Here is a 21,680-nt window from a genome sequence, read left to right as displayed (position 1 = left end):
GCCTCAGAGGTTGGCGAAGCAGGGGTTCTGGCCGCCGCTGGGGATGGTGGCGTTCCGGGTGGAGAAGTGGCTCACCACGCCGGTCGGGGTGACCTGCACGCTGTCGGCGTGGATCCCCATCGGATAGTTCTTGGTCAGACTGCCCGTGAACTCGTTGAGCGTCGACTGCACTGACTCCTTTGGCAGCGAGAAGCCCAACGTGTTGAAACTGACGATCTGCAGCTCGATGCCCTTGCCGGAGACCACCGGCTTGGCCACGATGTCGTTCAGCATGCCCTTCAACTCGATCGTGCCGTCGCTGGGGTGAGTGGTCACGCTGTTGGTGACGAACTCGCCAAGAATTGGAATCGCGTTTTGCACCGACTGCTTGATGCCTTCGGATGACCAAGTGATGGTGGCGTCCAGCGCGCCGAGGGTGCCATTGGAGTCAGGGGCGTCTTTGAGCTGAACGTTTTGGATGCTGAGTTGCAGCTTCATGCCTTTGGCGTCGCGGATCTGGTTGCCCGCCGTCTCCACCGAGATGTTGGTGAAATGGCGCGTGGCAACCTGCCACAGCACCAGCGGTGCCACGCCGAACGACGCGGTCGCCTGGTCCTTGACCTCGCACGCCACCGCCGCGGCGACCTTGCTGTTGGCTTGATTGCGAAGGTAGAGCTCGGCGCCGATCAACCCGGCGAGAACAAGCGAAAACACGATGATGAGAACCAGAACGATGGACAGTGGGTCGCGACGCCGGCGTCGTTTGGTTTTTCCCGGTTCCGGTTCTTGCATCGGTGTGGCGAGCGGTGTCGTACGGTTTGCGGACCGGCTGGCCGCGGCTGGGTTTTCGGGTCGCTGAGCGTCGGCATTGGCTGCAGTCAAAGGCTGGGTTTCTTGCGGCACCTGGCTAGCCGCGGTCGGGGCTTCCTGGCCGCGACCAGCTTCGGGCGGGCCCTGATGCAGCCTTCCGCCCGGGGGAGTGCCCGGTACCGGAGGTCGACCGAGAGGGCCTTGATTGCCCGGACGCGCCCACGCCGACGGATCGTTCGGTGGTCCTTGTGGATTCGTCACCCCCGCGATTCTGCCCTATCAACCTGAGCAAAGCTTGAGCGGTTGCGCAGCACCGCGATCTTGTCGCGGGCCGCGGTGACGTTGTCAACGTCGAAATCGCCGACCACCAGCTGCGGATGGGCTCCGGCCGACGCCACCACCTCGCCTAGCGGCGAGACCAGCAGGCTGCCGCCCACTCCGGTCGGTGCTCCGGCGCTGGATAACACGTCACCGGGGTCCGCTTGGCCGACGGCGGCGACGTAGCTAGTCGAATCCAGTGCCCGCGCCCGAGCCAGCAATGTCCATTGCTCGAGCTTGCCGGGACCAGAGCCCCAAGATGCGCAGATCACGATCAACTGGGCTCCGCGATCGGCCAACTCGGTGTAGAGCGCTGGAAACCGGATGTCGTAGCAGATGGTCAACCCCACCGCCACGTCGTCGACCGAGATCACCACGGGCTCGTGCCCGGGGGCGACGGTACACGACTCGGTGAAACCGTACGCGTCGTAGAGGTGAATCTTGTGATAGTGGGCGTCTGGTTGATTGGGTGTGCCCGGGCCGGCCGCGATCAGGGTGTTTGTCACCCGTCCGTTGCCGGCAGGGGCGAACATGCCGGCGATCACGGTGATTTCCGCGTCGGTTGCGATCCGGCGGACACCGTCTGCCCACGATCCGTCGACGGGTTCAGCGATCGGTCGCAGCGGAACCCCGAACCGGCACATGGTCGCCTCCGGGAACACCACCAACTTCGCGCCCGCGTCGGCGGCGCGCTCGGCGTACTCGCGCACCAACTGCAGATTCGCTGCGGGGTCGGTGCCGCTGAGGATTTGCGCCAGTGCGATCCGCATGTGCGCCAGCCTAGGCCCGGCGACGATGCGCGCCGCTTGCGGCGTGAGGAGGAGCTGGGCGATCCAGCCTAGGCCCGGCGACGATGCGCGCCGCTTGCGGCGTGAGGAGGAGCTGGGCGATCCAGCCTAGGCCCGGCGACGATGCGCGCCGCTTGCGGCGTGAGGTGGGGGTACCCCCAGCCGCGGAGCGGCGAGGGGGCGAGCTGGGCGATCCAGACCCGGCGCCCGCTCAGACGTTGTTGGCGATCCACTTCGTGGTGAAGCGCTGTTCAAGTGCCACCAGCTCGCGCAATTGGGTGCCGATGAGCCGCTCCAGCTTCCCGCCGATCAGGGGAATCCGCACCTGGATGGTGATCTGCGCGGACATCCGAGAGCCGCCCGTTTCGGCACTAGGGGACAGCACGGCGGTACCCCACAGGTTTACCGGGGCGCCCACGATCGATCCCGCAATGGACGCGGTTGCGATGCCATCGCTAATCGGGGTCCAGCTCTCCTCTCGCCGCACGGACAGATCGCCGCGATGCAACTGGGTGACCAGGCCCGGCAGGTTATGGCTATGCAACGTCTGGACGGTGACCACCTCGATGGTCCCGTCGTTTCCGGACTCGCCACCGATGCGCAGCGACTCAATGGACGCGACGTCGACCGGGGTTTCGGCCAGCCTCGCCGTCCAGTAGTCGGTCTCGTAGAAAGCCCGGTGAACTTCTTCGACGCTGCCCTCGTAGTTGGCCGACATGTCGAATGAACGCGGCATAGCAGGTGAGGCTACCGTTACGGGCCATGAAACGGCGCGAAGTCGGTTCGCTGTTTGCCGGTGCCCATGTCGCCGAGTCGGTGCCCCTGGCGCCGTTGACGACGCTGCGCGTCGGGCCCGTCGCACGGCGTGTAATCACGTGCGCCAGTACCGATCAGGTGGTCGCGGTGTTGCGGCAGCTCGACGCCGATGCCCGTGCCGAGGGCAGTCGCCGTCCACTGGTGTTTGCTGGAGGTTCCAATCTGGTGATCGGCGATATTGGCGATCTGACCGTGGTCCGGTTGCTGAACAACGCCATCACCGTCGACGGCAACCTGGTCCGTGCCGAGGCGGGCGCGGTTTGGGACGACGTGGTGGTCCGGGCCATCGAGCACGGTCTGGGCGGGTTGGAATGTATGTCCGGAATCCCCGGATCGGCCGGGGCGACTCCAGTGCAGAACGTGGGGGCTTACGGCGCAGAGGTGTCCGACAGCATCACCCAGGTGCGGCTGTTGGATCGAAGCAGCGGTGCGGTGAGCTGGGTACCTGCCGGCGAACTGGGATTTGGTTACCGGACCAGTGTATTGAAGCAAGCTGACGGGCGTCAGATGCCCGCTGTCGTCTTGGAAGTGGAGTTCGCGCTGGATTCGTCGGGCTGCAGCGCGCCGTTGCGCTACGGCGAGCTGACTGCCGCGCTGGGCGTGGCCAGCGGCGAACGCGCCGACCCGCAAGCGGTGCGTGAGGCGGTGCTGGCGCTGCGGGCGGGCAAAGGCATGGTGCTCGACGCGGCCGACCACGACACCTGGAGCGTGGGTTCGTTCTTCACCAACCCGGTGGTCGCCCCTGAGCTGTACCAACGGCTGGCGACCGAGGTGGATGGGCCGGTACCGAACTATCCGGCACCCAATGGAGTCAAGCTGGCCGCCGGCTGGCTGGTGGAGCGGGCCGGCTTCGGCAAAGGGTATCCGCATGACGACAAAGCGCGGTGCCGGCTGTCCACCAAGCATGCGCTGGCTTTGACAAACCGGGGCACCGCCACCGCCGAGGACGTCATGGTACTGGCGCGCACCGTCCGCGACGGGGTTCGTGATGTGTTTGGTATCACACTGAGACCCGAACCTATCCTGGTCGGCTGCACTTTATAGCTGCTATTTTCGTGCCTAGAAACGTTGGAGTACCCCCGGCGCGCTTCTCGGTGGCGGGGGAGTGGGCGTCTCGCCCGGTATCTTTGAGTCTCGTGAGCACATCCAGCACGCCCCAAAACCAGGGGCCGATCAGCCGGCGTCTGGCTTTGACGGCCCTAGGGGTCGGCGTGCTTGCACCGAACGTGCTGGCCGCCTGCGCCGGCAAGGTCATCAAACAGTCCGAGAAAAAGGCGCCCCCGTCGCCCCGCCTGACCTTCCGGCCCAACGATGCCGCCGAGGATGTGGTGCCGGTAGCGCCGATCAGCGTCGAAGTGGGCGACGGATGGTTTCAGCGGGTTGCGCTGACGAACTCGGCGGGCAAGGTCGTGGCCGGCGCATACAACCAAGATCGCACCGTCTACACGATCACCGAGCCGCTGGGCTATAACACGACCTACAACTGGTCCGGTTCGGCCGTCGGCCACGACGGCAAGGCCATTCCGGTGGCGGGCAAGTTCACCACCGTGACGCCCACGAAGAAGATCGATGGCGGATTCCAGCTGGCCGACGGTCAGACCGTGGGGATCGCGGCGCCGATCATCATCCAATTCGATTCACCGATCAGCGACAAGGCCGCCGTCGAGCGGGCGCTCACCGTAACCACCAACCCGCCTGTCGAGGGCAGCTGGGCCTGGCTGCCCGACGAGGCTAAAGGCGCACGCATCCATTACCGTCCCCGCGAGTATTACCCGGCGGGTACCACCGTCAACGTCGACGCCAAGTTCTATGGGCTGCCGTTCGGCGACGGCGCATACGGCCTGCAGGACATGTCGTTAAACATCCAGATCGGTCGACGGCAGGTGGTCAAGGCCGAGGTCTCGTCGCACCGGATCCAGGTCGTCACCGACGCCGGCGTCATCATGGACTTCCCATGCAGCTACGGCGAGGCCGACAAGGCGCGCAACGTCACCCGCAACGGCATCCACGTGGTCACCGAGAAGTACGCCGACTTCTACATGTCGAACCCGGCCGCCGGCTACAGCAACGTGCACGAACGCTGGGCGGTGCGGATCTCCAACAACGGCGAGTTCATCCACGCCAACCCGATGAGCGCCGGCGCTCAGGGCAATAGCAACGTCACCAACGGCTGCATCAACCTGTCCACGGAGAACGCCGCGGAGTATTTCCAAACCGCCATCTACGGTGACCCCGTCGAGGTGACCGGCAGCTCGATCCAGCTGTCCTACTCCGACGGTGATATCTGGGACTGGGCCGTGGACTGGGACACCTGGGTGTCGATGTCCGCGCTGCCGCGGCCTACGCGTACTCCGGGAACCCAGATCCCCGTCACCGCGCCGGCCACACCGTCGACGGCGCCGAGCTTGTCGGGCACGCCTACCACTACTTCGGGTCCAGGTGGTTAAACCTTCGGGTCGCTGAGGCCTGGTCGCGCGGTCGGATGATGATCTGGTCCAGGTTGACGTGCGAAGGCCGCGACGCCACGAACCCGATCACGTCGGCGATGTCGGCGGCCACCAGCGGTGTCATGCCCTGGTACACCGCGTCCGCACGTTGTTGGTCGCCGTCGAAGCGGACCAGGGAAAACTCGGTCTCGACGGCGCCTGGGGCGATTTCGGTGAGCCGCACCGGCTTGCCTAGCAGCTCGCCACGCAGCGTGCGGTGCAACGCCCCCTGCGCATGCTTTGCCGCGGTGTAGCCGGCGCCGCCGTCGTAAACCTCAAGGGCGGCGATCGAAGTGACCGTGACGACCAGGCCGTCACCGGACTCGATGAGCTTGGGCAACAGCGCGCGGGTTACCCGCAGTGTGCCGAGCACGTTGGTCTCCCACATCCAGCGCCAGTGCTCCAAGTCGGCGTCGGCCACGAATTCCAGCCCCCGTGCGCCACCGGCGTTGTTGACCAGCACGTCAACTCGGCTCAAGCCGTGCGCCAGCGCCTCGACCGCTGCGCCGTCAGTGACGTCGGTCACAACTGCGGTACCGCCGATCTCGTCGGCCAATGCGGTGATGCGGTCTGCCCGGCGCGCTACTGCGACCACGTGAAACCCTTGGGCGGCAAGGGTTCTGGCGGTTGCCTCGCCGATTCCGGAACTGGCACCGGTGATTACCGCAACCCGTCCGGGCGCATCGGCTGTCGTCATCGGAATAACTCTAATAACCGTGCTAAATTTTCCGTGTGCACCACAGCGCCTTGTTCAACACGATGACCGCGTGTCTTTTCGCCGCGGGTGCGTGTTGTTGCCGCGCGACTTGCCGCGCCTGACCCAACAGCGTCAGCAGGTGTGGCCAAGGAACCGGCCAGTGAACTAGGACTTAAGGACACCCGTGCACTCACCTACCCTCACCCCCCATTCCCCAATCCGTCGCACGCTACAGGCGCGGCCGCACCGGCACATCGTGCCGCCGTCTTTGCACTTGGCTGACTCCGCGGCGGCGGCCGTCTTCCGGGCTGTGCGGTTACGTGGCCCGGTCGGACGCGACAGTATCGCCAAGGTCACGTCGCTGAGCATCGCTACGGTTAACCGGCAGGTAATCGCGCTGCTGGAGGCTGGCCTGCTGCGGGAGCGCGCCGATTTGGCGATTTCCGGAGCCATTGGGCGCCCGCGGGTGCCCGTGGAGGTCAACCACGAACCGTTTGTGACGCTCGGCATCCACATTGGTGCGCGGACCACGAGCATCGTGGCTACCGACCTGTTCGGTCGCACGCTCGACACCGTCGAGACGCCGACGCCGCTCAATCCGGCGGGCCCCGCGCTGGGCGCGCTGGCCGATAGTGCCGCCCGGTATCTGAGGCGCTGGCATCGGCGCCGGCCGCTGTGGGTTGGTGTGTCGATCGGTGGTGTTGTCGACAGCGCTACCGGTCATGTCGATCATCCACGGCTGGGCTGGCGTCAAGCGCCGGTCGGGCCCGTGCTGGCCGATGTGCTGGGCCTGCCGGTGTCGGTGGCGTCCCACGTCGACGCGATGGCGGGAGCTGAGCTGCTGCTCGGCATGCGGCGTTTCGCGCCCACCTCGCCGACCAGCCTGTACGTCTACGCCCGCGAAACCGTGGGGTATGCGCTGGTGATCGGTGGACGGGTGCACTGCCCGGCCAGCGGCCCAGGCACCATCGCGGCCCTGCCGGCCCACTCTGAGCTGCTCGGCGGCACCGGGCAGCTGGAATCCACCGTCAGCGACGAAGCGGTGTTGGCCGCCGCCCGTCGGCTCCGGATCATGCCGGGCTTGGCCAGTGGGGCCGCACCGACCCGCACCGGCGGGTCCGCTACCGCAATCACCGACCTGCTGCGGGTGGCGCGCGCCGGCAATCAGCAGGCCAAGGATTTGCTGGCGGAGCGGGCCCGGGTGCTCGGCGAGGCCGTCGCGTTGCTGCGCGACCTGCTCAACCCCGACGAGCTGGTGGTCGGCGGTCAGGCGTTCACCGAGTACCCGGAAGCGATGGAGCAGGTGGAGGCGGCTTTCGCCGCGCGCTCGGTGCTTCCGGCGCGCGATATTCGCGTCACCGCTTTCGGCAACCGGGTGCAGGAAGCCGGGGCGGGTGTGGTGTCGCTGGGTGGGTTGTATGCCGACCCGTTGGGTGCGATGCGGCGCTCGGGGGCCCTCGGGACCCGGCTACCGGATACCGAGGCTGTTGCTGAGTAGCGACCGGCCGTCGCGCGGTGTCCTGTAAACATGGGAGTGTGCGCCACGACTCGGCAGTGAACGATCCACGCCGGGTTGCGCTATTGGCGGTGCACACGTCACCGCTGGCCCAGCCGGGCACCGGTGACGCCGGCGGCATGAACGTCTACGTGTTGCAGAGCGCGCTGCACCTGGCTCGCCGGGGCATCGACGTGGAGATCTTCACCCGGGCCACGGCGTCCGCGGATCCTCCTATCGTGCAGGTCGCGCCCGGCGTGCTGGTGCGCAACGTGGTGGCGGGGCCATTCGAGGGTCTGGACAAATACGACTTGCCGACCCAGCTGTGTGCGTTCGCCGCCGGGGTGCTGCGCGCCGAAGCCGCCCACGAACCTGGGCACTACGACATCGTGCATTCGCACTACTGGCTGTCCGGTCAGGTCGGCTGGCTGGCCCGTGACCGCTGGGCGGTGCCGTTGGTGCACACCGCGCACACGCTGGCCGCGGTGAAGAACGCGGCGTTGGCCCACGGCGATACCCCCGAGCCGCCGCTGCGTACCGTCGGCGAACAGCAGGTTGTCGACGAGGCGGATCGGCTCATTGTCAACACCGAAGATGAAGCGCAACAATTGATTTCGATTCATCACGCCGATCCGGCGCGGATCGACGTCGTCCACCCCGGTGTTGACTTGGACGTGTTTCGTCCGGGTGACCGGCGGGCGGCCCGGGCGGCGTTGCGGCTCGGATTGGACGAGCCGGTGGTGGCTTTCGTCGGACGGATCCAGCCGCTGAAAGCACCCGACATCGTGCTGCGCGCCGCGGCGAAACTGCCGGGCGTGCGCATCGTCGTGGCCGGTGGACCGTCGGGCAGCGGTCTGGCCTCACCGGACGGGCTGGTTCGGCTCGCCGACGAACTCGGCATTACGACGCGGGTGACGTTCCTTCCGCCGCAGTCGCGCACGGATCTGACGACACTGTTCCAGGCCGCCGATCTAGTTGCCGTGCCGAGCTATTCGGAGTCGTTCGGCCTGGTCGCCGTGGAAGCGCAGGCGTGCGGCACGCCGGTGGTAGCGGCGGCGGTGGGTGGGCTTCCGGTGGCGGTGCGCGACGGGATCACCGGCAGCTTGGTGTCTGGGCACGACGTCGACCGGTGGGCCGATGCGATCGATCATCTGCTGCGGCTGCGGGCAGGCCCGCAGGGCTGGGCGATGAGCCACGCGGCGGCAAAGCACGCGGCCATCTTCTCCTGGGAGAACACCACCGACGCGCTGCTGGCCAGCTACCGGCGCGCGATCGCCGACTTCACGGCCGAGCGCCAGCACCGGGTTCGCGACCTGGTCGCGATGCGCAAACCACGCCGCTGGACGTCGCGTCGGGGAGTGGGCGCATGACCTCTCGGGTGGAACAAGTAATCGAAGACGCGCTCCGGTCCAGCCAGCTCGAGTACGCCAAACACGCTGGTGCCGCCGGCGGGCTGCCCGGAGTGGTGGTCGCGTTGCCTGGTGAACGTCGGCTCAAGACCAACACCATCTTGAGCATCGGCGAGCATTCGGTGCGCGTCGAGGCGTTCGTGTGCCGGAAGCCCGACGAGAACCAGGAGGGGGTTTACCGGTTCCTGCTCAAGCGCAACCGACGGCTCTACGGAGTGGCCTACACGCTGGATAACGTCGGCGACATCTATCTGGTGGGTCGGATGTCGCTGGCCTCGGTCGACGCCGAGGAGATCGATCGGGTGCTTGGGCAAGTGCTCGAAGCGGTGGATTCGGACTTTAATACGTTGTTGGAGTTGGGTTTTCGCTCGTCGATTCAAAAGGAATGGGAGTGGCGGGTAGCGCGCGGGGAGTCGCTGAAAAACCTAGAGGCGTTCGCTCATCTCATCGAAGACGAGGACGCGTGAGAGACTTGCCGGCATGGGTGACACTGCCACGCTGGTCCTGCTGCGCCACGGCGAAAGCGACTGGAATGCCCTCAACCTGTTCACCGGCTGGGTCGACGTCGGCCTGACCGACAAGGGCCAGGCGGAGGCGGTGCGCAGCGGTGAGCTGCTGGCCGAACACGACCTGCTGCCCGATGTGCTCTACACGTCTCTATTGCGGCGCGCCATCACCACCGCGCATCTGGCGCTGGACCGCGCCGACCGGCTGTGGGTTCCGGTGCGGCGCAGCTGGCGGCTCAACGAGCGCCACTACGGCGCGCTACAGGGCCTGGACAAGGCCGAGACCAAGGCTCGCTACGGCGAAGAGCAGTTCATGGCGTGGCGGCGCAGCTACGACACCCCACCGCCGCCGATCGAAAAAGGCAGCAAGTTCAGCCAGGACGCTGACCCCCGATACGCCGATATCGGCGGCGGCCCGCTGACCGAATGCCTGGCCGACGTGGTAGTCCGGTTTTTGCCCTACTTCACCGACGTCATCGTTCCCGACCTGCGGGCCGGCAAGACGGTGCTGATCGTCGCGCACGGCAACTCGTTGCGCGCACTGGTCAAGGACCTGGATCAGATGTCCGACGACGAGATCGTCGGACTGAACATCCCCACCGGCATTCCGCTGCGCTATGACCTGGATGCTCAATTGCGGCCAGTGGTAGGTGGGGGCATCTATCTCGACCCCGAGGCAGCTGCCGTCGGTGCCGCCGCGGTGGCCAGTCAGGGAGCCGGCAAAGCGTGATTCGCGGTGCCGATAGAGCGGTTGGTTAAACATCACGTGAACAGCAGTCGAATACCTGTAGCGAAGTATGTGACTTGTCCGAATTTGGCCTCGCTCAGCTAGGGCGGCGTTCACCCGATTTGTAGGATTTTGCTTGTGACTGTGTTCTCGGCACTGTTGCTGGCCGCGGTCCTGTCCGCGGCGGCACTGGCCGTAGGCGTCGCGGCTGGAACCCGGCTGTCGTGGCGGATTGTTCAACGCCGGCAACGAGTGACCACCGAGTCGACGGGGATCACCGTCGCACAGATGCTGCAACGAATCGTCGCGCTGATGCCGGTGGGTGTGGCCGTTGTCGATAGCCATCGCGACGTCGTTTATCTCAACGATCGGGCCAGGGAGCTAGGCTTGGTGCGCGACCGTCAGCTCGACGACCAGGCTTGGCAGGCCGCACAACAGGCGCTGAGCGGCCGCGACGTCGAGTTCGATCTGCCCCCGGGCAAGCGCCCCTCTGGACGATCCGGGCTGGCTGTGCATGGACAAGCCCGATTGCTGAGTGAGGAGGACCGCCGGTTCGCGGTGGTCTTCGCCAACGACCACTCTGACTATGCCCGCATGGAGGCGACGCGGCGTGATTTCGTGGCCAACGTCAGCCATGAGCTCAAGACCCCGGTTGGTGCTATGGCCCTACTTGCCGAGGCGCTGCTGGCATCGGCGGATGACTCCGATACCGTTCGGCGATTCGCCGAAAAGGTGCTCATCGAGGCCAATCGATTGGGCGACATGGTCGCCGAGCTGATCGAGCTGTCCCGTCTGCAGGGCGCCGAGCGGTTGTCCAACGTGACCGATGTTGACGTCGATACCATTGTGTCCGAGGCGATTTCGCGTCACAAGGTGGCGGCCGACAACGCCCGCATCGATGTCCGTACCGATGCACCGAGCGGATTACGGGTGCTGGGCGACCAAACACTGTTGGTGACGGCTCTGGCAAACCTGGTGTCCAATGCGATCGCATATTCGCCCCCGGGGTCGCCGGTGTCGATCAGCCGCCGCAGGAGAGGCGACAACATCGAGATCGCGGTCACCGACCGGGGCATCGGCATCGCTCTCGAAGACCAGGAGCGGGTCTTCGAGCGGTTCTTCCGCGGAGACAAGGCGCGATCGCGGGCGACTGGTGGCAGCGGGCTGGGGCTGGCCATCGTCAAACACGTCGCGGCCAACCACAACGGCACTATCGGCGTGTGGAGCAAGCCGGGAACTGGATCGACATTCACGTTGTCGCTGCCGGCCCTAGCGCCGGATCACGCGGAGCCGCAGCACAACGGCGACGAAACCGAGCAATCGCAACGGAGCGACGTGCGGCCTAACAGGCCACAACGAGAGGAAGAGCTAAGTCGATGACCCGCGCTAACGACGATGCAGAGCGCAGCGATGAGGAGGAGTGGCGCAAGTGACAAGCGTATTGATTGTCGAGGACGAGGAGTCATTAGCCGATCCGCTGGCATTTCTGCTGCGCAAGGAGGGCTTTGAGGCCACGGTGGTAACCGACGGTCCCGCGGCACTCGCCGAGTTCGACCGGGCCGGCGCCGACATCGTGTTGCTCGATTTGATGCTGCCAGGGATGTCGGGAACTGATGTGTGCAAGCAGCTGCGAGCCCGTTCCAGCGTGCCGGTGATCATGGTGACCGCTCGGGACAGCGAGATCGACAAGGTGGTCGGCCTGGAACTCGGTGCCGACGATTACGTGACCAAGCCCTATTCGGCGCGTGAGTTGATCGCACGGATCCGCGCGGTGCTGCGCCGTGGTGGCGACGACGACTCCGAAATCAGCGACGGCGTCCTGGAATCCGGGCCGGTACGGATGGACGTCGAACGCCACGTCGTCTCCGTGAACGGTGACACCATCACGTTGCCGCTGAAGGAATTCGACCTACTGGAATACCTGATGCGTAACAGCGGCCGGGTTCTGACCCGCGGACAGCTGATCGATCGGGTCTGGGGTGCGGACTACGTCGGCGACACCAAGACACTCGACGTCCACGTCAAGCGGTTGCGGTCCAAGATCGAGGCCGATCCGGCAAACCCGGTGCACCTGGTAACGGTGCGGGGCTTGGGTTACAAGCTCGAGGGCTAGCTCCGCGACACTAACGCCACGCACACGACTCGCCGACGTGAGGGTGCCTGGTTTTAATTTCGGCGAACGTCGACCATTTGCTCGGCGACCGCCAACGCCATCGCCATGATCGACACCTGCGGGTTCACCTCCGGGCAGCACGGCAGGATCGACGCGTCGGCAACCCACACACCGTCGACACCGCGCAGCCGGCCGGTCTCGTCGACAGGACAGAACTGCTCGTCGGCCCCGGCGGCCGCCGTGCCCGTGGGATGGAAGGCGGCCAGGTGCAGACTGCGCGGGCTGGTCCGCCGCAGCGCGTCCTGCAGCCCAGCCAACGACGTCACGGTCGTCGCGCCGGGCAGGCCGGTGAGCACCTCTACCGCTCCGGCGGCGAAGAGCAGCCGACCGATGGCCTCCTGTGCAACCCGCAACTTGGCGAGGTCGGCCTGGGCGATGTCGTAACGCACCAGCGTTTCGCCCCGCACCGACAACACCGAGCCGACGCCCTGATCCGCCACCAGTGCCCCGAATGTCGCAACCTGGGGTGCCCGGTCGAGCCAGCTGAGCAGCTCGGCTCCGTAACCGGGGAAGACCATCGACCCCATGCCCGGTGGCGTCGAGGTCGCTTCGATCAGCACGCCGTTGGACTCGTGGAACTCGTGCACCGCAGCGCTTTGGAGCACGCCACGCCACGCATAGACATCGTCGTCGAAGCGCCCGGCGAGCATCGTCGCCGGATGCACAGCGAGGTTCCGGCCGAGCCGCGGGTGTCCACCAAGGCCGCTGCGCCGCAACAGCCCCGGCGTCTCGGTCGCACCGGCGGCCACCACGACGGTGTCGGCGAGCACATCGATCGCGGTCCCATCGGGCCGGCGGGCGCGCACCCCGCGAGCCCGTCCATGCTCGTGCAGGACCCGTTCTACCCGCGCCTGCGAAACAATCTGCGCCCCGGCCGCGCAGGCCTGCGGCAGGGCGTTGAGGTGCACACCGAACTTGGCGTTGCGCGGGCAGCCGATCGCGCACTGGCAGCAGCCTTCACAACCGGGCGCGTTGCGTGGAATAGGAGCCGCTTGCCAGCCCAGCGACTTGGCGGCATCCAGCAGCAGGTTGCCGTTGCGTCCCATGACGTCCAGCGGTACCGGCGCGACGCGCAGGGTGCGCTCCACCTCGTCAAGGTGGCCGGCCAACCGGTCCGGGTCGGCCAGCCCGAGGCCGAACTCGTCGCGCCAGCGTCGCTGCACGGCAAGTGGCGGTCGGTAGCAGGTGCCGGAGTTGACGACGGTGGTGCCACCGACCGCTCGGCCCATCGGCAGCATCACCGCCGGACGTCCCAATGCGACGGTTGCTCCGGCGCCGCGGTACAAGCCGGAAAGCCGGTCGATCGGGTGGGTGGTACGGAATTCCTCCACCGTCCAGCGCCGCCCCTCTTCGAGCACGACGGTGTCCATGCCGGCCCGCGTCAGGGTGCGCGCCACCATCGCGCCGCCGGCGCCGGAGCCGACGACCACCGCAGCGGTGGTCACGCCGGACGCGGTCTCGCTCGACGAGGTGACGTGCAACGCCGCGTCGGGGTGCGCCGCGTCGTGCCGCTGCGCACGGGAGAGCAATTCCTGCGCATAGGTGTCTGCACCGCTGGCCAGCAGCACGATGGCCTTCATGCCGTCCACGGCCGCACCGGCATCCGGGCTCAGCGCGGCGACCCGACGCAGCACCACTTCCCGCTCGGCGGGCCCGAGCCGCGACAGTGATCGGCCGGTTGTCAGGTAGCTCGCCGCGGCCAGTGACAGCAGCCCGGCGCGCACCGCCAGCCGCGAGGCGGTAGGCATTCGCATGGCGTAGCGGTCGACACATTCGACGAGTTCCGCCGGTGACGGGCCGCCGTGCTCCTCGGGCAGCAGCGCTGCGCCGAACGAGGCCGTTGCGCGATCTGCCAGACGGCTCATTTAGCGCGTCCGAGCATCCGGCCGAGTTTGAGAAAAAATGGGTAGGTGGCGAATATGCCGCCGGCCGCGGCGTGCAGCGGCCACTCGGCTTTTTCGGTGTTCACGCTGAAAACACCACTGTTCCACATGAAGTCGCGGCCGTTGCGAGAGCGGAACGGCCGCCACAGGAACCCCAGGCCGGGCACGTTGTTGTAGAGGCCGAACGAACCGGCGAAGAACACACCGAGAACGGCGGCCTCGATGACGTCGCGACGCTGTTTGGGGATGCGGCGCTCAATGAGCAGGCCGGAGGCAAACAGCAGGGGTGGGTCGAGGGCGAAACTCATCAGGGCGTCCTTTCATTGACGACGGGTGCTGCGTTACCGCGCAGGCCGACTTCGGCGTGGCCGGTGCCGTGCACCGACCAGTGCCGGTCGTCGATGTCGATGTGGATGTCGGCCTGCTCGGTGTTGGTGCACACCGCCTTGCCGCCGTCGGGATCGGTGTATTGCAGGCTCACGCACCGGTCGGGCGGTTGGTCGACGCGGATCAGCACCGCGCGGCCGCCAATGCGCCCCTCCAGCTGCCAATGCTGCAAGCCGAGCGTTGTCCGCATCCGCAGGGACGGCAGGATGCTTCCGGGGCCCGCGGGCCAGTCTTTGCCGTCGATGCGGAAGCGAACGAACGCCAGCGGGGCGAGTCGGCGTAGACCGGGTTTGTTGGAGACGGCCGCTACCGCTTCCAAGACGTCGCCGTCACCTAGGTCGGCATGGATCCATCCCCAGCGCTTGGCGTTGCCGTGCCCGTAGATGTGGGCGACGCCGCCGCGCCAGCCGTCGATGGAATGGATCGTGTCGTCGACACTCAGTGAGCCGGTGAAGTCGGCGGTGGGGGCGAACGCCACCTGGGCGCCCGGTAGCAGCTCGCGTTCCCACGCCACACGTGGAAATGTCCACAGCGGTGCTGTCGGGTCCTTCCAGGACAGGTCCCCTGCGAGTGATCCCGCCCGCCCGGTCAGCTCTTGCGGCCCCACTCGCGCCCCCGCGTTATCGAACCAGGCGGCCCCGGTCGCGGGCTGAGCAGATTCCGGTCCGAAGCGCTCGGTGCGCGGCGGGCCGTCGGTCGAAGACGCCGGAAACCAGGTTGTCCAGCCGTGTGCATATGGGGGACCGGATGTGGGGGCGACGGTCTCGCAGTGAACCCAGAGGCCGGCGCGGGTCAGCGGATCCGAGAGGGTGGCGTACCACACCTCCAGCCGGCCGGCCTTACCCCGCCAACGCGGCGCGACGGCCGATTGCAGTTCGTCCACACGGCCAGCCTACAATATTGGTTGAGCCAATGAACCAGTCACTGATTCAACCGCCGGATCGTCAGCGTGTGGACGAGCAGATCGCCACGTCGATCGCCGACGCGATCCTCGACGGCGTTTTCCCGCCCGGCTCGACGTTGCCGCCGGAGCGAGAGCTCGCAGAGCAGCTGGGTGTCAACCGCACGTCGTTGCGCCAGGGTCTGGCCCGGCTGCAGCAGATGGGTCTGATCGAGGTCCGCCACGGCAGCGGCAGCGTGGTCTGTGACCCCGAGGGCCTCACTCATCCCGCGGTGGTCGAAGCGCTGGTGCGCAAACTGGGCCCGGACTTCCTCGTCGAGTTGCTCGAGATCCGCGCCGCATTAGGCCCATTGATCGGCCGGCTGGCGGCCGACCGGAACACGCCCGAGGATGCCGAGGCATTGCGCGCTGCGCTGGCCGTGGTGCAAGCGGCGAACTCGGCCGCAGAGCGGCAGGCGGCCGATCTCGCCTACTTCGGGGTGCTCATTCACAGCACCCGCAACCGCGCATTGGGGTTGCTGTATCGCTGGGTCGAGCATGCCTTCGGCGGCCGCGAGCATGAACTCACCGGGGCCTACGGCGACGCCGCGCCCGTGGTGGCCGATCTGCGGGCGATCACCGAGGCGGTAGTTTCGGGCGACGCCGAAAAGGCCGCCGCGACCGTGGAGGCGTATCTGAAAGGCAGCGCGCTGCGCATGGTGGCGGCCTACACGAACGGCGGCCTAGCTACCTGGCCGCCCGCGTTGCGGGATGCACCGCGATGAGCCCCAATTTGCTCCGGCGTTTACACATTGCCGCCAATTCACCGTAAGCCTTCTCGCCCAGCAGTTCGGTGAGTTCGTCGGCAAGGCTTTCCCAGACCTGCTTGGCGCCGACGTGGGCGGCGGGATCGCCGGTGCAATACCAATGCAGGTCCGCGCCCCCGGAGCCCCAGCCGCGGCGATCGTATTCGGTGAGGGTGGTCTTGAGGATCTCTGTGCCGTCCGGCCGGGTCACCCACTCCTGGCTGCGCCGGATCGGCAATTGCCAGCAGACGTCGGGTTTCATCGTCAGCGGCGCCACGCCGAGCTTGAGGGCCTTGCTGTGCAGTGCACAGCCGGGGCCGGCCGCAAACCCCGGCCGGTTCAAGAAGATGCAAGCGTCCTTGTGTTTGCGGGTGCGGAACTGGGACTGGCCGTCATGTTCGTCGAGCTCCAGGTATCCCTTGCGGCCCAAGCCTTTCTCGCGAAATTCCCAATCGTCGGCGGTCAGCTTTTTCACCGCGTCGTCCAACCGGGCGCGATCGTCATCGTCCGACAAGAACGCGCCGTGCGAGCAACATCCGTCGTGCGGCCGGCCCGCGACGGTGCCTTGGCAAGCCGGCGTGCCGAATACACATGTCCAGTGCGACAGCAACCAGGTGAGGTCGGCTGCGATCAGATGTTCAGGATTGTCGGGGTCGTAGAACTCCACCCATTCACGGGCGAAATCCAATTCGACTTCTTGTCGCGGGCGCGAATTTGCCACGGTGTCAACGTTAGACCAAGATCTGGGCCTCGATTGTCTTGCCGCTGCGCGGGTCGTGACACGCGCTTCTCTACGCCCGGCTAGTTTGTGTTTCGTGCGATTAGGCGTGCTGGACGTCGGGAGCAATACGGTCCACCTGCTGGTGGTCGATGCTCATCGTGGTGGGCATCCGACACCGATGAGTTCGACGAAGGCCACACTGCGGCTGTCCGAGGCCACCGACAGCTCGGGCAAGATCACCAGGCGTGGCGCCGACAAGCTGGTTTCCACGATCGACGAATTCGCCAAGATCGCGATCAGCTCCGGTTGTGCCGAGTTGATGGCCTTCGCCACATCCGCGGTCCGAGATGCCGAGAATTCCGACGACGTGCTGGCCCGGGTGCGCAAAGAGACCGGTGTCGAGCTGCAGGTGCTGCGCGGGGTCGACGAGTCGCGACTGACGTTCCTGGCGGTGCGACGGTGGTTCGGGTGGAGCGCGGGGCGCATCATCAATCTTGACATCGGCGGCGGATCGCTGGAGTTGTCCAGCGGCGTGGATGAGGAGCCCGAGGTGGCGTTGTCGCTGCCGCTGGGTGCCGGACGGTTGACGCGTGAATGGCTGCCCGACGATCCGCCGGGTCGGCGCCGGGTGGCGATGCTGCGCGATTGGCTGGACGCCGAGCTTGCCGATGCCGGTGCGACCGTCCTCGAAGCCGGCGAACCCGACCTCGCGGTGGCAACGTCGAAGACGTTTCGGTCGCTGGCGCGCCTAACCGGTGCCGCCCCGTCGGCCGCCGGACCGCGGGCCAAGAGAACCCTTACTGCCAACGGTCTGCGGCAACTAATTGCATTTATCTCTAGGATGACGGCGGTTGACCGTGCAGAACTGGAAGGAGTCAGCGCCGAGCGCGCACCACAGATTGTGGCGGGCGCTCTGGTGGCGGAGGCGAGCATGCGAGCGCTGTCGATAGAAACGGTGGATATCTGCCCGTGGGCGCTACGGGAAGGTCTCATCTTGCGCAAACTCGACAGCGAAGCCGACGGAACTGCTCTCGTAGAGACTTCGGTGCGCGATGCTAGAGGTCAGGTAGTTGATCGGACCGCGGCCACCCGATCGAGAGGCAACAAACCATGACCGAACCAGACTCAGAGTCAGCGAACTCCGAGGACTCCAGCACCAGGCAGATCTCGGTGGCCGAGTTGCTCGCCAGGAACGGAAACATCGGTGCTCCGGCCGTCTCGCGGCGGCGCCGCCGCCGGCGCGGCGACAGCGATGCAGTCACCGTCGCGGAGCTAACCGGCGAGATCCCGATCATCCGTGATGAGCATCAGGAGAAGGCCAAGCCACGAGCCGAGGTTGTTGTCGAGCCGGCCCCGCAACTTGCCCCTGAACCGATTTCAGAACCGACCAAGGCAGCGTACTGGTCTGACCCCGAGCCGCGCTGGCCCAGGTCCGAGCCGGTGCCGCGACGCGCGTCAGGGCCGGAGCGGAGTGAATATCCAAGGCCCCTGCGCCACACCGGGGTAAGCGACGCCGAGCTTGCCGGCCAGCAATCCGGTGCCGAGCACATGAACCCCGATCCGGTAGAGCACTACGGCGATACCTCCGTCGACGTCATGGACACCGAGGTTCGCGACGTGGAATCGGCGGCCGAGGATTCTGCGTACGTGCGTTCCTACCTGCAGGCCGACGAAGGGACGTTATTCGGCGGGCAGTCGATCGCCGATGAGGTGGCTCGCCGGCGCGGCCAGGAGCAGACCCCGGCGCTGTTCGAAGAGGATCTCGCTGACGAAGCTCAGGTCGCTCGCCGTGCGCCGCGGACGATTACGGCATTGTGGCACGCAACGGTGATCGTGTTTCAGTCGATCCTGGCCGTTGTGTTCGGTGCCGGGCTGTTCATCGCCTTCGATCAGCTGTGGCGTTGGAACAGCATCGTGGCACTGGTGCTTTCGGTATTGGTCATCCTGGGCCTAGTGGTCGGCGTGCGCGTCGTCCGCAAGACCGAGGACATCGCCAGTACGTTGATCGCGGTTGCGGTGGGGGCGTTGATCACCCTAGGACCGCTGGCCCTGTTGCAATCGGGCTAGGCGCCGGCAGCCTTGCGCCCAGCCATCAAAGTCGGTTTATCGACGGCCTCGGTGTACCCGTTGCGGGCGGAGGCCGCGTTCGAGTACGCGGCCAGGCTCGGCTATGACGGCGTCGAGCTGATGGTGTGGGGCGAGTCGGTCAGCCAGGACATCCATGCCGTCAAGAAGCTGTCGCGCCGCTACCGCATGCCGGTTTTGTCCGTGCACGCGCCCTGCCTGCTGATCTCGCAGCGGGTGTGGGGTGCCAATCCGATCCTCAAGTTGGACCGCAGTGTGCGGGCCGCCGAACAGCTGGACGCCCAAACGGTCGTGGTGCACCCACCGTTTCGGTGGCAACGGCGTTACGCCGAGGGATTCAGCGAACAGGTTGCCGCCTTGGAGGCATCCAGCGACGTGATGGGGGCGGTGGAGAACATGTTTCCCTTTCGGGCCGATAGGTTCTTCGGTGCCGATCAGTCTCGACAACGCATGCGGAAGCGAGGCGGCGGCCGGGGTCCTGCGATTTCGGCGTTTGCCCCGTCCTACGACCCGCTGGATGGCAACCACGCGCACTACACGCTCGATCTCTCGCACACCGCGACCGCCGGTACCGACGCCCTAGCAATGGCCCGGCGGATGGCCTCGGGGTTGGTGCACCTGCACCTGTGTGACGGCAGTGGGCTGCCCGCCGACGAGCACATGGTGCCCGGGCGCGGCACGCAACCGACCGCCGAGGTGTGCCAAATGCTGGCCAGTGGCGGCTTCGCCGGGCACGTCGTGTTGGAGGTTTCGACATCGAGTGCGCGATCGGCCACCGAGCGCGAGTCCATGCTCGCCGAGTCCTTGCAGTTCGCCCGTACACACCTCCTGCGCTGACATGACGGCTTTATTCACCACCGCGATGGCGCTGCGGGAGGTCGACTGCGGTCGCAGCGCCCGATCCGGGAGAAATGCGTTGCCCTCATGTGCGGGGACTTGTCGGCGCCCGTGGCCGTTGCGGTGGATCGGACCGGCTGGGGCGCCTACCGTTCAGCTCACCGCCTTCCTGCGAGCCATGCCCGTCGACGGCTGGTTGCGAGTGATCGGCACCTGCGTAGAGATCGGGCACGACTGGTTCGACGAAGACCACATCGTCGTCGACCAGATGGGTCGCATCGTGGCGCAGTCGCGGCAATTGGCCCTTGTGCCTTCCCGGCCGCCTGCCCGGTAGGGCTCGTAGCTAGGGCCGTCTGCGATGCTGTCCGGCATGGCAAGAATCGCGATCATCGGCGGCGGCAGCATCGGCGAGGCATTGCTGTCGGGTCTGCTGCGGGCGGGGCGGCGGGTTAAAGATTTGGTGGTGGCCGAGCGGATGCCGGATCGGGCCAAGTACCTGTCGGAAACCTATTCGGTGTTGGTGACGTCGGTAGCAGATGCAGTCGAAAACGCGACGTTTGTTGTCGTCGCCGTAAAGCCCGCCGATGTCGAGGCCGTGATCGGCGATCTCGCCGCCGCGGCGGCCGCGGCCGATAACACCAGCGCTGAGCAGGTGTTCGTGACTGTCGCGGCAGGCATCACGATCACGTACTTCGAATCCAAGCTGCCGGCTGGAACGCCGGTGATACGGGCGATGCCCAATGCGGCGGCGCTGGTGGGCGCGGGGGTAACCGCGCTGGCCAAGGGGCGTTTCGTCACTCCGCAACAGCTCGAGGAGGTCTCCGCACTGTTCGACGCGGTCGGCACGGTGCTGACCGTTCCGGAGTCGCAAATGGACGCGGTCACCGCGGTGTCCGGCTCGGGGCCGGCGTATTTCTTCCTGCTTGTGGAGGCCTTGGTGGATGCCGGTGTCGCGGCGGGATTGAGCCGGCAGGTGGCCACCGACCTGTCCACTCAAACCATGGCGGGGTCCGCGGCAATGCTGCTGGAGCGAATGGATCAACAACGGCGAACCGCCGACGGCGAGCCGCTCGGGTTGCGGGTGGATTCCTCGCCGTCAGAGCTGCGTGCCTCGGTGACCTCGCCCGGCGGTACCACCGCCGCTGCGCTGCGCGAACTCGAACGCGGAGGGTTTCGGGTGGCTGTCGACGCAGCGGTTCAGGCCGCCAAAAGCCGCTCTGAGCAGCTAAGAATTACATCGGAATAATTCAAGATTTTCAAACTGATTGTCCCCCACCAGTACCAGTAACCCCACTAGTCCCGCTATTCTCCTCTGTGTATGCACGTGTGGGGCCAGCGGAGGGGAAGCCGCTGGGTTTGCGCGTGCCTGACACGATTGGGTTGCGATGACGTCTACGAACGGGCCATCGGCACGGGATTCTGCAGCTAAGGGACGGGACGCCGGTCCTGTCGAGGGCCAGCAGGGCCGGACACAATTCCTCACCGTCGCCGAGGTGGCGGCACTGATGCGGGTGTCCAAGATGACGGTCTACCGGCTGGTGCACAATGGCGAGCTGCCCGCGGTGCGGGTCGGGCGGTCCTTCCGCGTGCATGCCAAGGCCGTTCACGACATGCTGGAGACTTCATACTTCGACGCCGGTTAGACGGGCAACCAGCCTTCTGATCCCGTGGCCGGTTTGACGTTCCGTGCGTCGGGCCGGGTAAGGTGACCGGGTCATTTCAACAAGCAGACACGGGTCAGATAGCGGAGTCCATGGGTTCAGTAATCAAAAAGCGGCGCAAGCGCATGTCGAAGAAGAAGCACCGCAAGCTACTTCGCCGCACCCGGGTGCAGCGTAGAAAACTTGGCAAGTAGCGCCGATACCCGGCCCGAGAGC

Annotated in this window: 24 protein-coding genes; 16 read left to right on the top strand and 8 right to left on the bottom strand. The window is 66.3% G+C overall.

The genetic code is table 11. The features are described from left to right. Positions 1–3 precede the first annotated feature (3 nt). The 3 genes from MSIMFI_RS02640 to MSIMFI_RS02630 form a co-directional block, all read right to left on the bottom strand. Positions 4–1,050 carry an LmeA family phospholipid-binding protein gene (locus MSIMFI_RS02640; protein ID WP_191496017.1) on the bottom strand — a complete coding sequence of 349 codons (1,047 nt, stop codon included), beginning with the start codon at positions 1,048–1,050 and terminating at the stop codon, positions 4–6. Then, entirely contained in the window at positions 1,047–1,877 is an 831-nt protein-coding gene (locus tag MSIMFI_RS02635) for a carbon-nitrogen hydrolase family protein (RefSeq protein WP_191496016.1), read from the bottom strand. The genes MSIMFI_RS02640 and MSIMFI_RS02635 overlap by 4 nt, the downstream gene beginning before the upstream one ends. 229 nt (positions 1,878–2,106) lie before the next feature. After that, positions 2,107–2,631, bottom strand: coding sequence for a DUF2505 domain-containing protein (locus MSIMFI_RS02630; protein WP_186241507.1), 525 nt, complete (start codon positions 2,629–2,631; stop codon positions 2,107–2,109). Between the two features lie 26 nt (positions 2,632–2,657). On the opposite strand from MSIMFI_RS02630, the gene MSIMFI_RS02625 reads away from it, so the two are divergent. Continuing rightward, the gene (locus MSIMFI_RS02625; RefSeq protein ID WP_191496015.1) at positions 2,658–3,755 is read left to right on the top strand and encodes a UDP-N-acetylmuramate dehydrogenase; all 1,098 of its coding nucleotides are present in this window, start codon (positions 2,658–2,660) and stop codon (positions 3,753–3,755) included. Positions 3,756–3,805: 50 nt separating this feature from the next. Further along, positions 3,806–5,158 carry a L,D-transpeptidase gene (locus tag MSIMFI_RS02620; RefSeq protein ID WP_186245552.1) on the top strand — a complete coding sequence of 451 codons (1,353 nt, stop codon included), beginning with the start codon at positions 3,806–3,808 and terminating at the stop codon, positions 5,156–5,158. Here MSIMFI_RS02620 and MSIMFI_RS02615 read toward each other — a convergent pair. Further along, the gene (locus tag MSIMFI_RS02615) at positions 5,136–5,894 is read right to left on the bottom strand and encodes an SDR family NAD(P)-dependent oxidoreductase (RefSeq protein WP_191496014.1); all 759 of its coding nucleotides are present in this window, start codon (positions 5,892–5,894) and stop codon (positions 5,136–5,138) included. The two genes, MSIMFI_RS02620 and MSIMFI_RS02615, sit on opposite strands and share 23 nt — an antisense overlap. A gap of 184 nt (positions 5,895–6,078) precedes the next feature. Between MSIMFI_RS02615 and MSIMFI_RS02610 the strand changes: the two genes are divergently transcribed. From MSIMFI_RS02610 to regX, 6 genes are all read left to right on the top strand, one after another. After that, positions 6,079–7,392 (top strand): ROK family protein, encoded by a 1,314-nt coding sequence (locus MSIMFI_RS02610; protein WP_191496013.1) that lies wholly within the window; start codon positions 6,079–6,081, stop codon positions 7,390–7,392. A gap of 17 nt (positions 7,393–7,409) precedes the next feature. After that, a complete protein-coding gene (mshA, locus tag MSIMFI_RS02605; protein ID WP_224770043.1) occupies positions 7,410–8,759 on the top strand; it encodes a D-inositol-3-phosphate glycosyltransferase in 1,350 nt (449 codons plus the stop codon). Then, the gene (locus tag MSIMFI_RS02600; RefSeq protein WP_191496011.1) at positions 8,756–9,265 is read left to right on the top strand and encodes a type III secretion system chaperone family protein; all 510 of its coding nucleotides are present in this window, start codon (positions 8,756–8,758) and stop codon (positions 9,263–9,265) included. The genes mshA and MSIMFI_RS02600 overlap by 4 nt, the downstream gene beginning before the upstream one ends. A 13-nt stretch (positions 9,266–9,278) precedes the next feature. Next, positions 9,279–10,034, top strand: coding sequence for a phosphoglyceromutase (locus MSIMFI_RS02595; RefSeq protein WP_191496010.1), 756 nt, complete (start codon positions 9,279–9,281; stop codon positions 10,032–10,034). A gap of 135 nt (positions 10,035–10,169) precedes the next feature. Then, positions 10,170–11,411 (top strand): sensor histidine kinase, encoded by a 1,242-nt coding sequence (locus MSIMFI_RS02590; protein WP_191496009.1) that lies wholly within the window; start codon positions 10,170–10,172, stop codon positions 11,409–11,411. Positions 11,412–11,460: 49 nt separating this feature from the next. Continuing rightward, positions 11,461–12,144 carry a two-component sensory transduction protein RegX gene (gene regX / locus MSIMFI_RS02585; protein WP_085077597.1) on the top strand — a complete coding sequence of 228 codons (684 nt, stop codon included), beginning with the start codon at positions 11,461–11,463 and terminating at the stop codon, positions 12,142–12,144. Positions 12,145–12,197: 53 nt separating this feature from the next. On the opposite strand, the gene MSIMFI_RS02580 is transcribed toward regX, so the two are convergent. Genes MSIMFI_RS02580 through MSIMFI_RS02570 form a run of 3 tightly spaced genes read right to left on the bottom strand, consistent with a single transcriptional unit; the run spans position 12,198 to position 15,357 of the window. Next, complete coding sequence (locus MSIMFI_RS02580) at positions 12,198–14,069, bottom strand: GMC family oxidoreductase (RefSeq protein ID WP_191496008.1); 1,872 nt, start codon at positions 14,067–14,069, stop codon at positions 12,198–12,200. Then, positions 14,066–14,395: a hypothetical protein gene (locus MSIMFI_RS02575; RefSeq protein WP_191496007.1), complete on the bottom strand. Its 330-nt coding sequence runs from the start codon at positions 14,393–14,395 to the stop codon at positions 14,066–14,068. Before MSIMFI_RS02575 ends, MSIMFI_RS02580 begins: the two co-directional genes overlap by 4 nt. Continuing rightward, a complete protein-coding gene (locus MSIMFI_RS02570) occupies positions 14,395–15,357 on the bottom strand; it encodes a hypothetical protein (protein ID WP_191496006.1) in 963 nt (320 codons plus the stop codon). Before MSIMFI_RS02570 ends, MSIMFI_RS02575 begins: the two co-directional genes overlap by 1 nt. A gap of 29 nt (positions 15,358–15,386) precedes the next feature. Here MSIMFI_RS02570 and MSIMFI_RS02565 point away from each other — a divergent pair, with 29 nt between their 5' ends. Continuing rightward, positions 15,387–16,139: a FadR/GntR family transcriptional regulator gene (locus tag MSIMFI_RS02565; RefSeq protein WP_191496005.1), complete on the top strand. Its 753-nt coding sequence runs from the start codon at positions 15,387–15,389 to the stop codon at positions 16,137–16,139. Here MSIMFI_RS02565 and MSIMFI_RS02560 read toward each other — a convergent pair. Further along, positions 16,102–16,881 carry a hypothetical protein gene (locus MSIMFI_RS02560; protein WP_191496004.1) on the bottom strand — a complete coding sequence of 260 codons (780 nt, stop codon included), beginning with the start codon at positions 16,879–16,881 and terminating at the stop codon, positions 16,102–16,104. The two genes, MSIMFI_RS02565 and MSIMFI_RS02560, sit on opposite strands and share 38 nt — an antisense overlap. Positions 16,882–16,975: 94 nt before the next feature. Here MSIMFI_RS02560 and MSIMFI_RS02555 point away from each other — a divergent pair, with 94 nt between their 5' ends. The 7 genes from MSIMFI_RS02555 (at position 16,976) to MSIMFI_RS02525 (ending at position 21,658) form a co-directional block, all read left to right on the top strand. After that, the gene (locus tag MSIMFI_RS02555; RefSeq protein WP_191496003.1) at positions 16,976–17,995 is read left to right on the top strand and encodes a Ppx/GppA family phosphatase; all 1,020 of its coding nucleotides are present in this window, start codon (positions 16,976–16,978) and stop codon (positions 17,993–17,995) included. Further along, a complete protein-coding gene (locus MSIMFI_RS02550; protein ID WP_191496002.1) occupies positions 17,992–18,948 on the top strand; it encodes a hypothetical protein in 957 nt (318 codons plus the stop codon). The genes MSIMFI_RS02555 and MSIMFI_RS02550 overlap by 4 nt, the downstream gene beginning before the upstream one ends. A gap of 12 nt (positions 18,949–18,960) precedes the next feature. Next, positions 18,961–19,803 carry a sugar phosphate isomerase/epimerase family protein gene (locus MSIMFI_RS02545; protein WP_191496001.1) on the top strand — a complete coding sequence of 281 codons (843 nt, stop codon included), beginning with the start codon at positions 18,961–18,963 and terminating at the stop codon, positions 19,801–19,803. 1 nt (position 19,804) lies between these two features. Next, entirely contained in the window at positions 19,805–20,137 is a 333-nt protein-coding gene (locus tag MSIMFI_RS02540; protein WP_263597325.1) for a thioesterase family protein, read from the top strand. A gap of 36 nt (positions 20,138–20,173) precedes the next feature. Next, the gene (proC, locus tag MSIMFI_RS02535; protein WP_191496000.1) at positions 20,174–21,049 is read left to right on the top strand and encodes a pyrroline-5-carboxylate reductase; all 876 of its coding nucleotides are present in this window, start codon (positions 20,174–20,176) and stop codon (positions 21,047–21,049) included. A gap of 139 nt (positions 21,050–21,188) precedes the next feature. Next, on the top strand, positions 21,189–21,446 hold the full coding sequence (locus MSIMFI_RS02530) for a cell division/environmental response transcriptional regulator (RefSeq protein ID WP_186241524.1): 258 nt from the start codon (positions 21,189–21,191) through the stop codon (positions 21,444–21,446). Between the two features lie 110 nt (positions 21,447–21,556). After that, positions 21,557–21,658, top strand: coding sequence for a 30S ribosomal protein bS22 (locus tag MSIMFI_RS02525; protein WP_003402602.1), 102 nt, complete (start codon positions 21,557–21,559; stop codon positions 21,656–21,658). The last annotated feature ends 22 nt before the right edge of the window (positions 21,659–21,680 follow it).

Source organism: Mycobacterium simulans (assembly GCF_900232995.1).
In the GTDB taxonomy this organism is placed as follows: Bacteria; Actinomycetota; Actinomycetes; order Mycobacteriales; family Mycobacteriaceae; genus Mycobacterium; species Mycobacterium simulans.
This window is presented reverse-complemented; position numbering and strand designations above follow the sequence as displayed.

Coding starts and splice junctions, on each gene's coding strand:
- MSIMFI_RS02550 (WP_191496002.1), top strand. CDS start 17,992: ATGACCGAACCAGACTCAGAGTCAGCGAACTCCGAGGACTCCAGCACC.
- MSIMFI_RS02635 (WP_191496016.1), bottom strand. CDS start 1,877: ATGCGGATCGCACTGGCGCAAATCCTCAGCGGCACCGACCCCGCAGCG.
- MSIMFI_RS02565 (WP_191496005.1), top strand. CDS start 15,387: ATGAACCAGTCACTGATTCAACCGCCGGATCGTCAGCGTGTGGACGAG.
- MSIMFI_RS02525 (WP_003402602.1), top strand. CDS start 21,557: ATGGGTTCAGTAATCAAAAAGCGGCGCAAGCGCATGTCGAAGAAGAAG.
- MSIMFI_RS02595 (WP_191496010.1), top strand. CDS start 9,279: ATGGGTGACACTGCCACGCTGGTCCTGCTGCGCCACGGCGAAAGCGAC.
- MSIMFI_RS02600 (WP_191496011.1), top strand. CDS start 8,756: ATGACCTCTCGGGTGGAACAAGTAATCGAAGACGCGCTCCGGTCCAGC.
- MSIMFI_RS02615 (WP_191496014.1), bottom strand. CDS start 5,894: ATGACGACAGCCGATGCGCCCGGACGGGTTGCGGTAATCACCGGTGCC.
- MSIMFI_RS02530 (WP_186241524.1), top strand. CDS start 21,189: ATGACGTCTACGAACGGGCCATCGGCACGGGATTCTGCAGCTAAGGGA.
- MSIMFI_RS02625 (WP_191496015.1), top strand. CDS start 2,658: ATGAAACGGCGCGAAGTCGGTTCGCTGTTTGCCGGTGCCCATGTCGCC.
- proC (WP_191496000.1), top strand. CDS start 20,174: ATGGCAAGAATCGCGATCATCGGCGGCGGCAGCATCGGCGAGGCATTG.
- MSIMFI_RS02575 (WP_191496007.1), bottom strand. CDS start 14,395: ATGAGTTTCGCCCTCGACCCACCCCTGCTGTTTGCCTCCGGCCTGCTC.
- MSIMFI_RS02580 (WP_191496008.1), bottom strand. CDS start 14,069: ATGAGCCGTCTGGCAGATCGCGCAACGGCCTCGTTCGGCGCAGCGCTG.
- MSIMFI_RS02630 (WP_186241507.1), bottom strand. CDS start 2,631: ATGCCGCGTTCATTCGACATGTCGGCCAACTACGAGGGCAGCGTCGAA.
- MSIMFI_RS02540 (WP_263597325.1), top strand. CDS start 19,805: ATGACGGCTTTATTCACCACCGCGATGGCGCTGCGGGAGGTCGACTGC.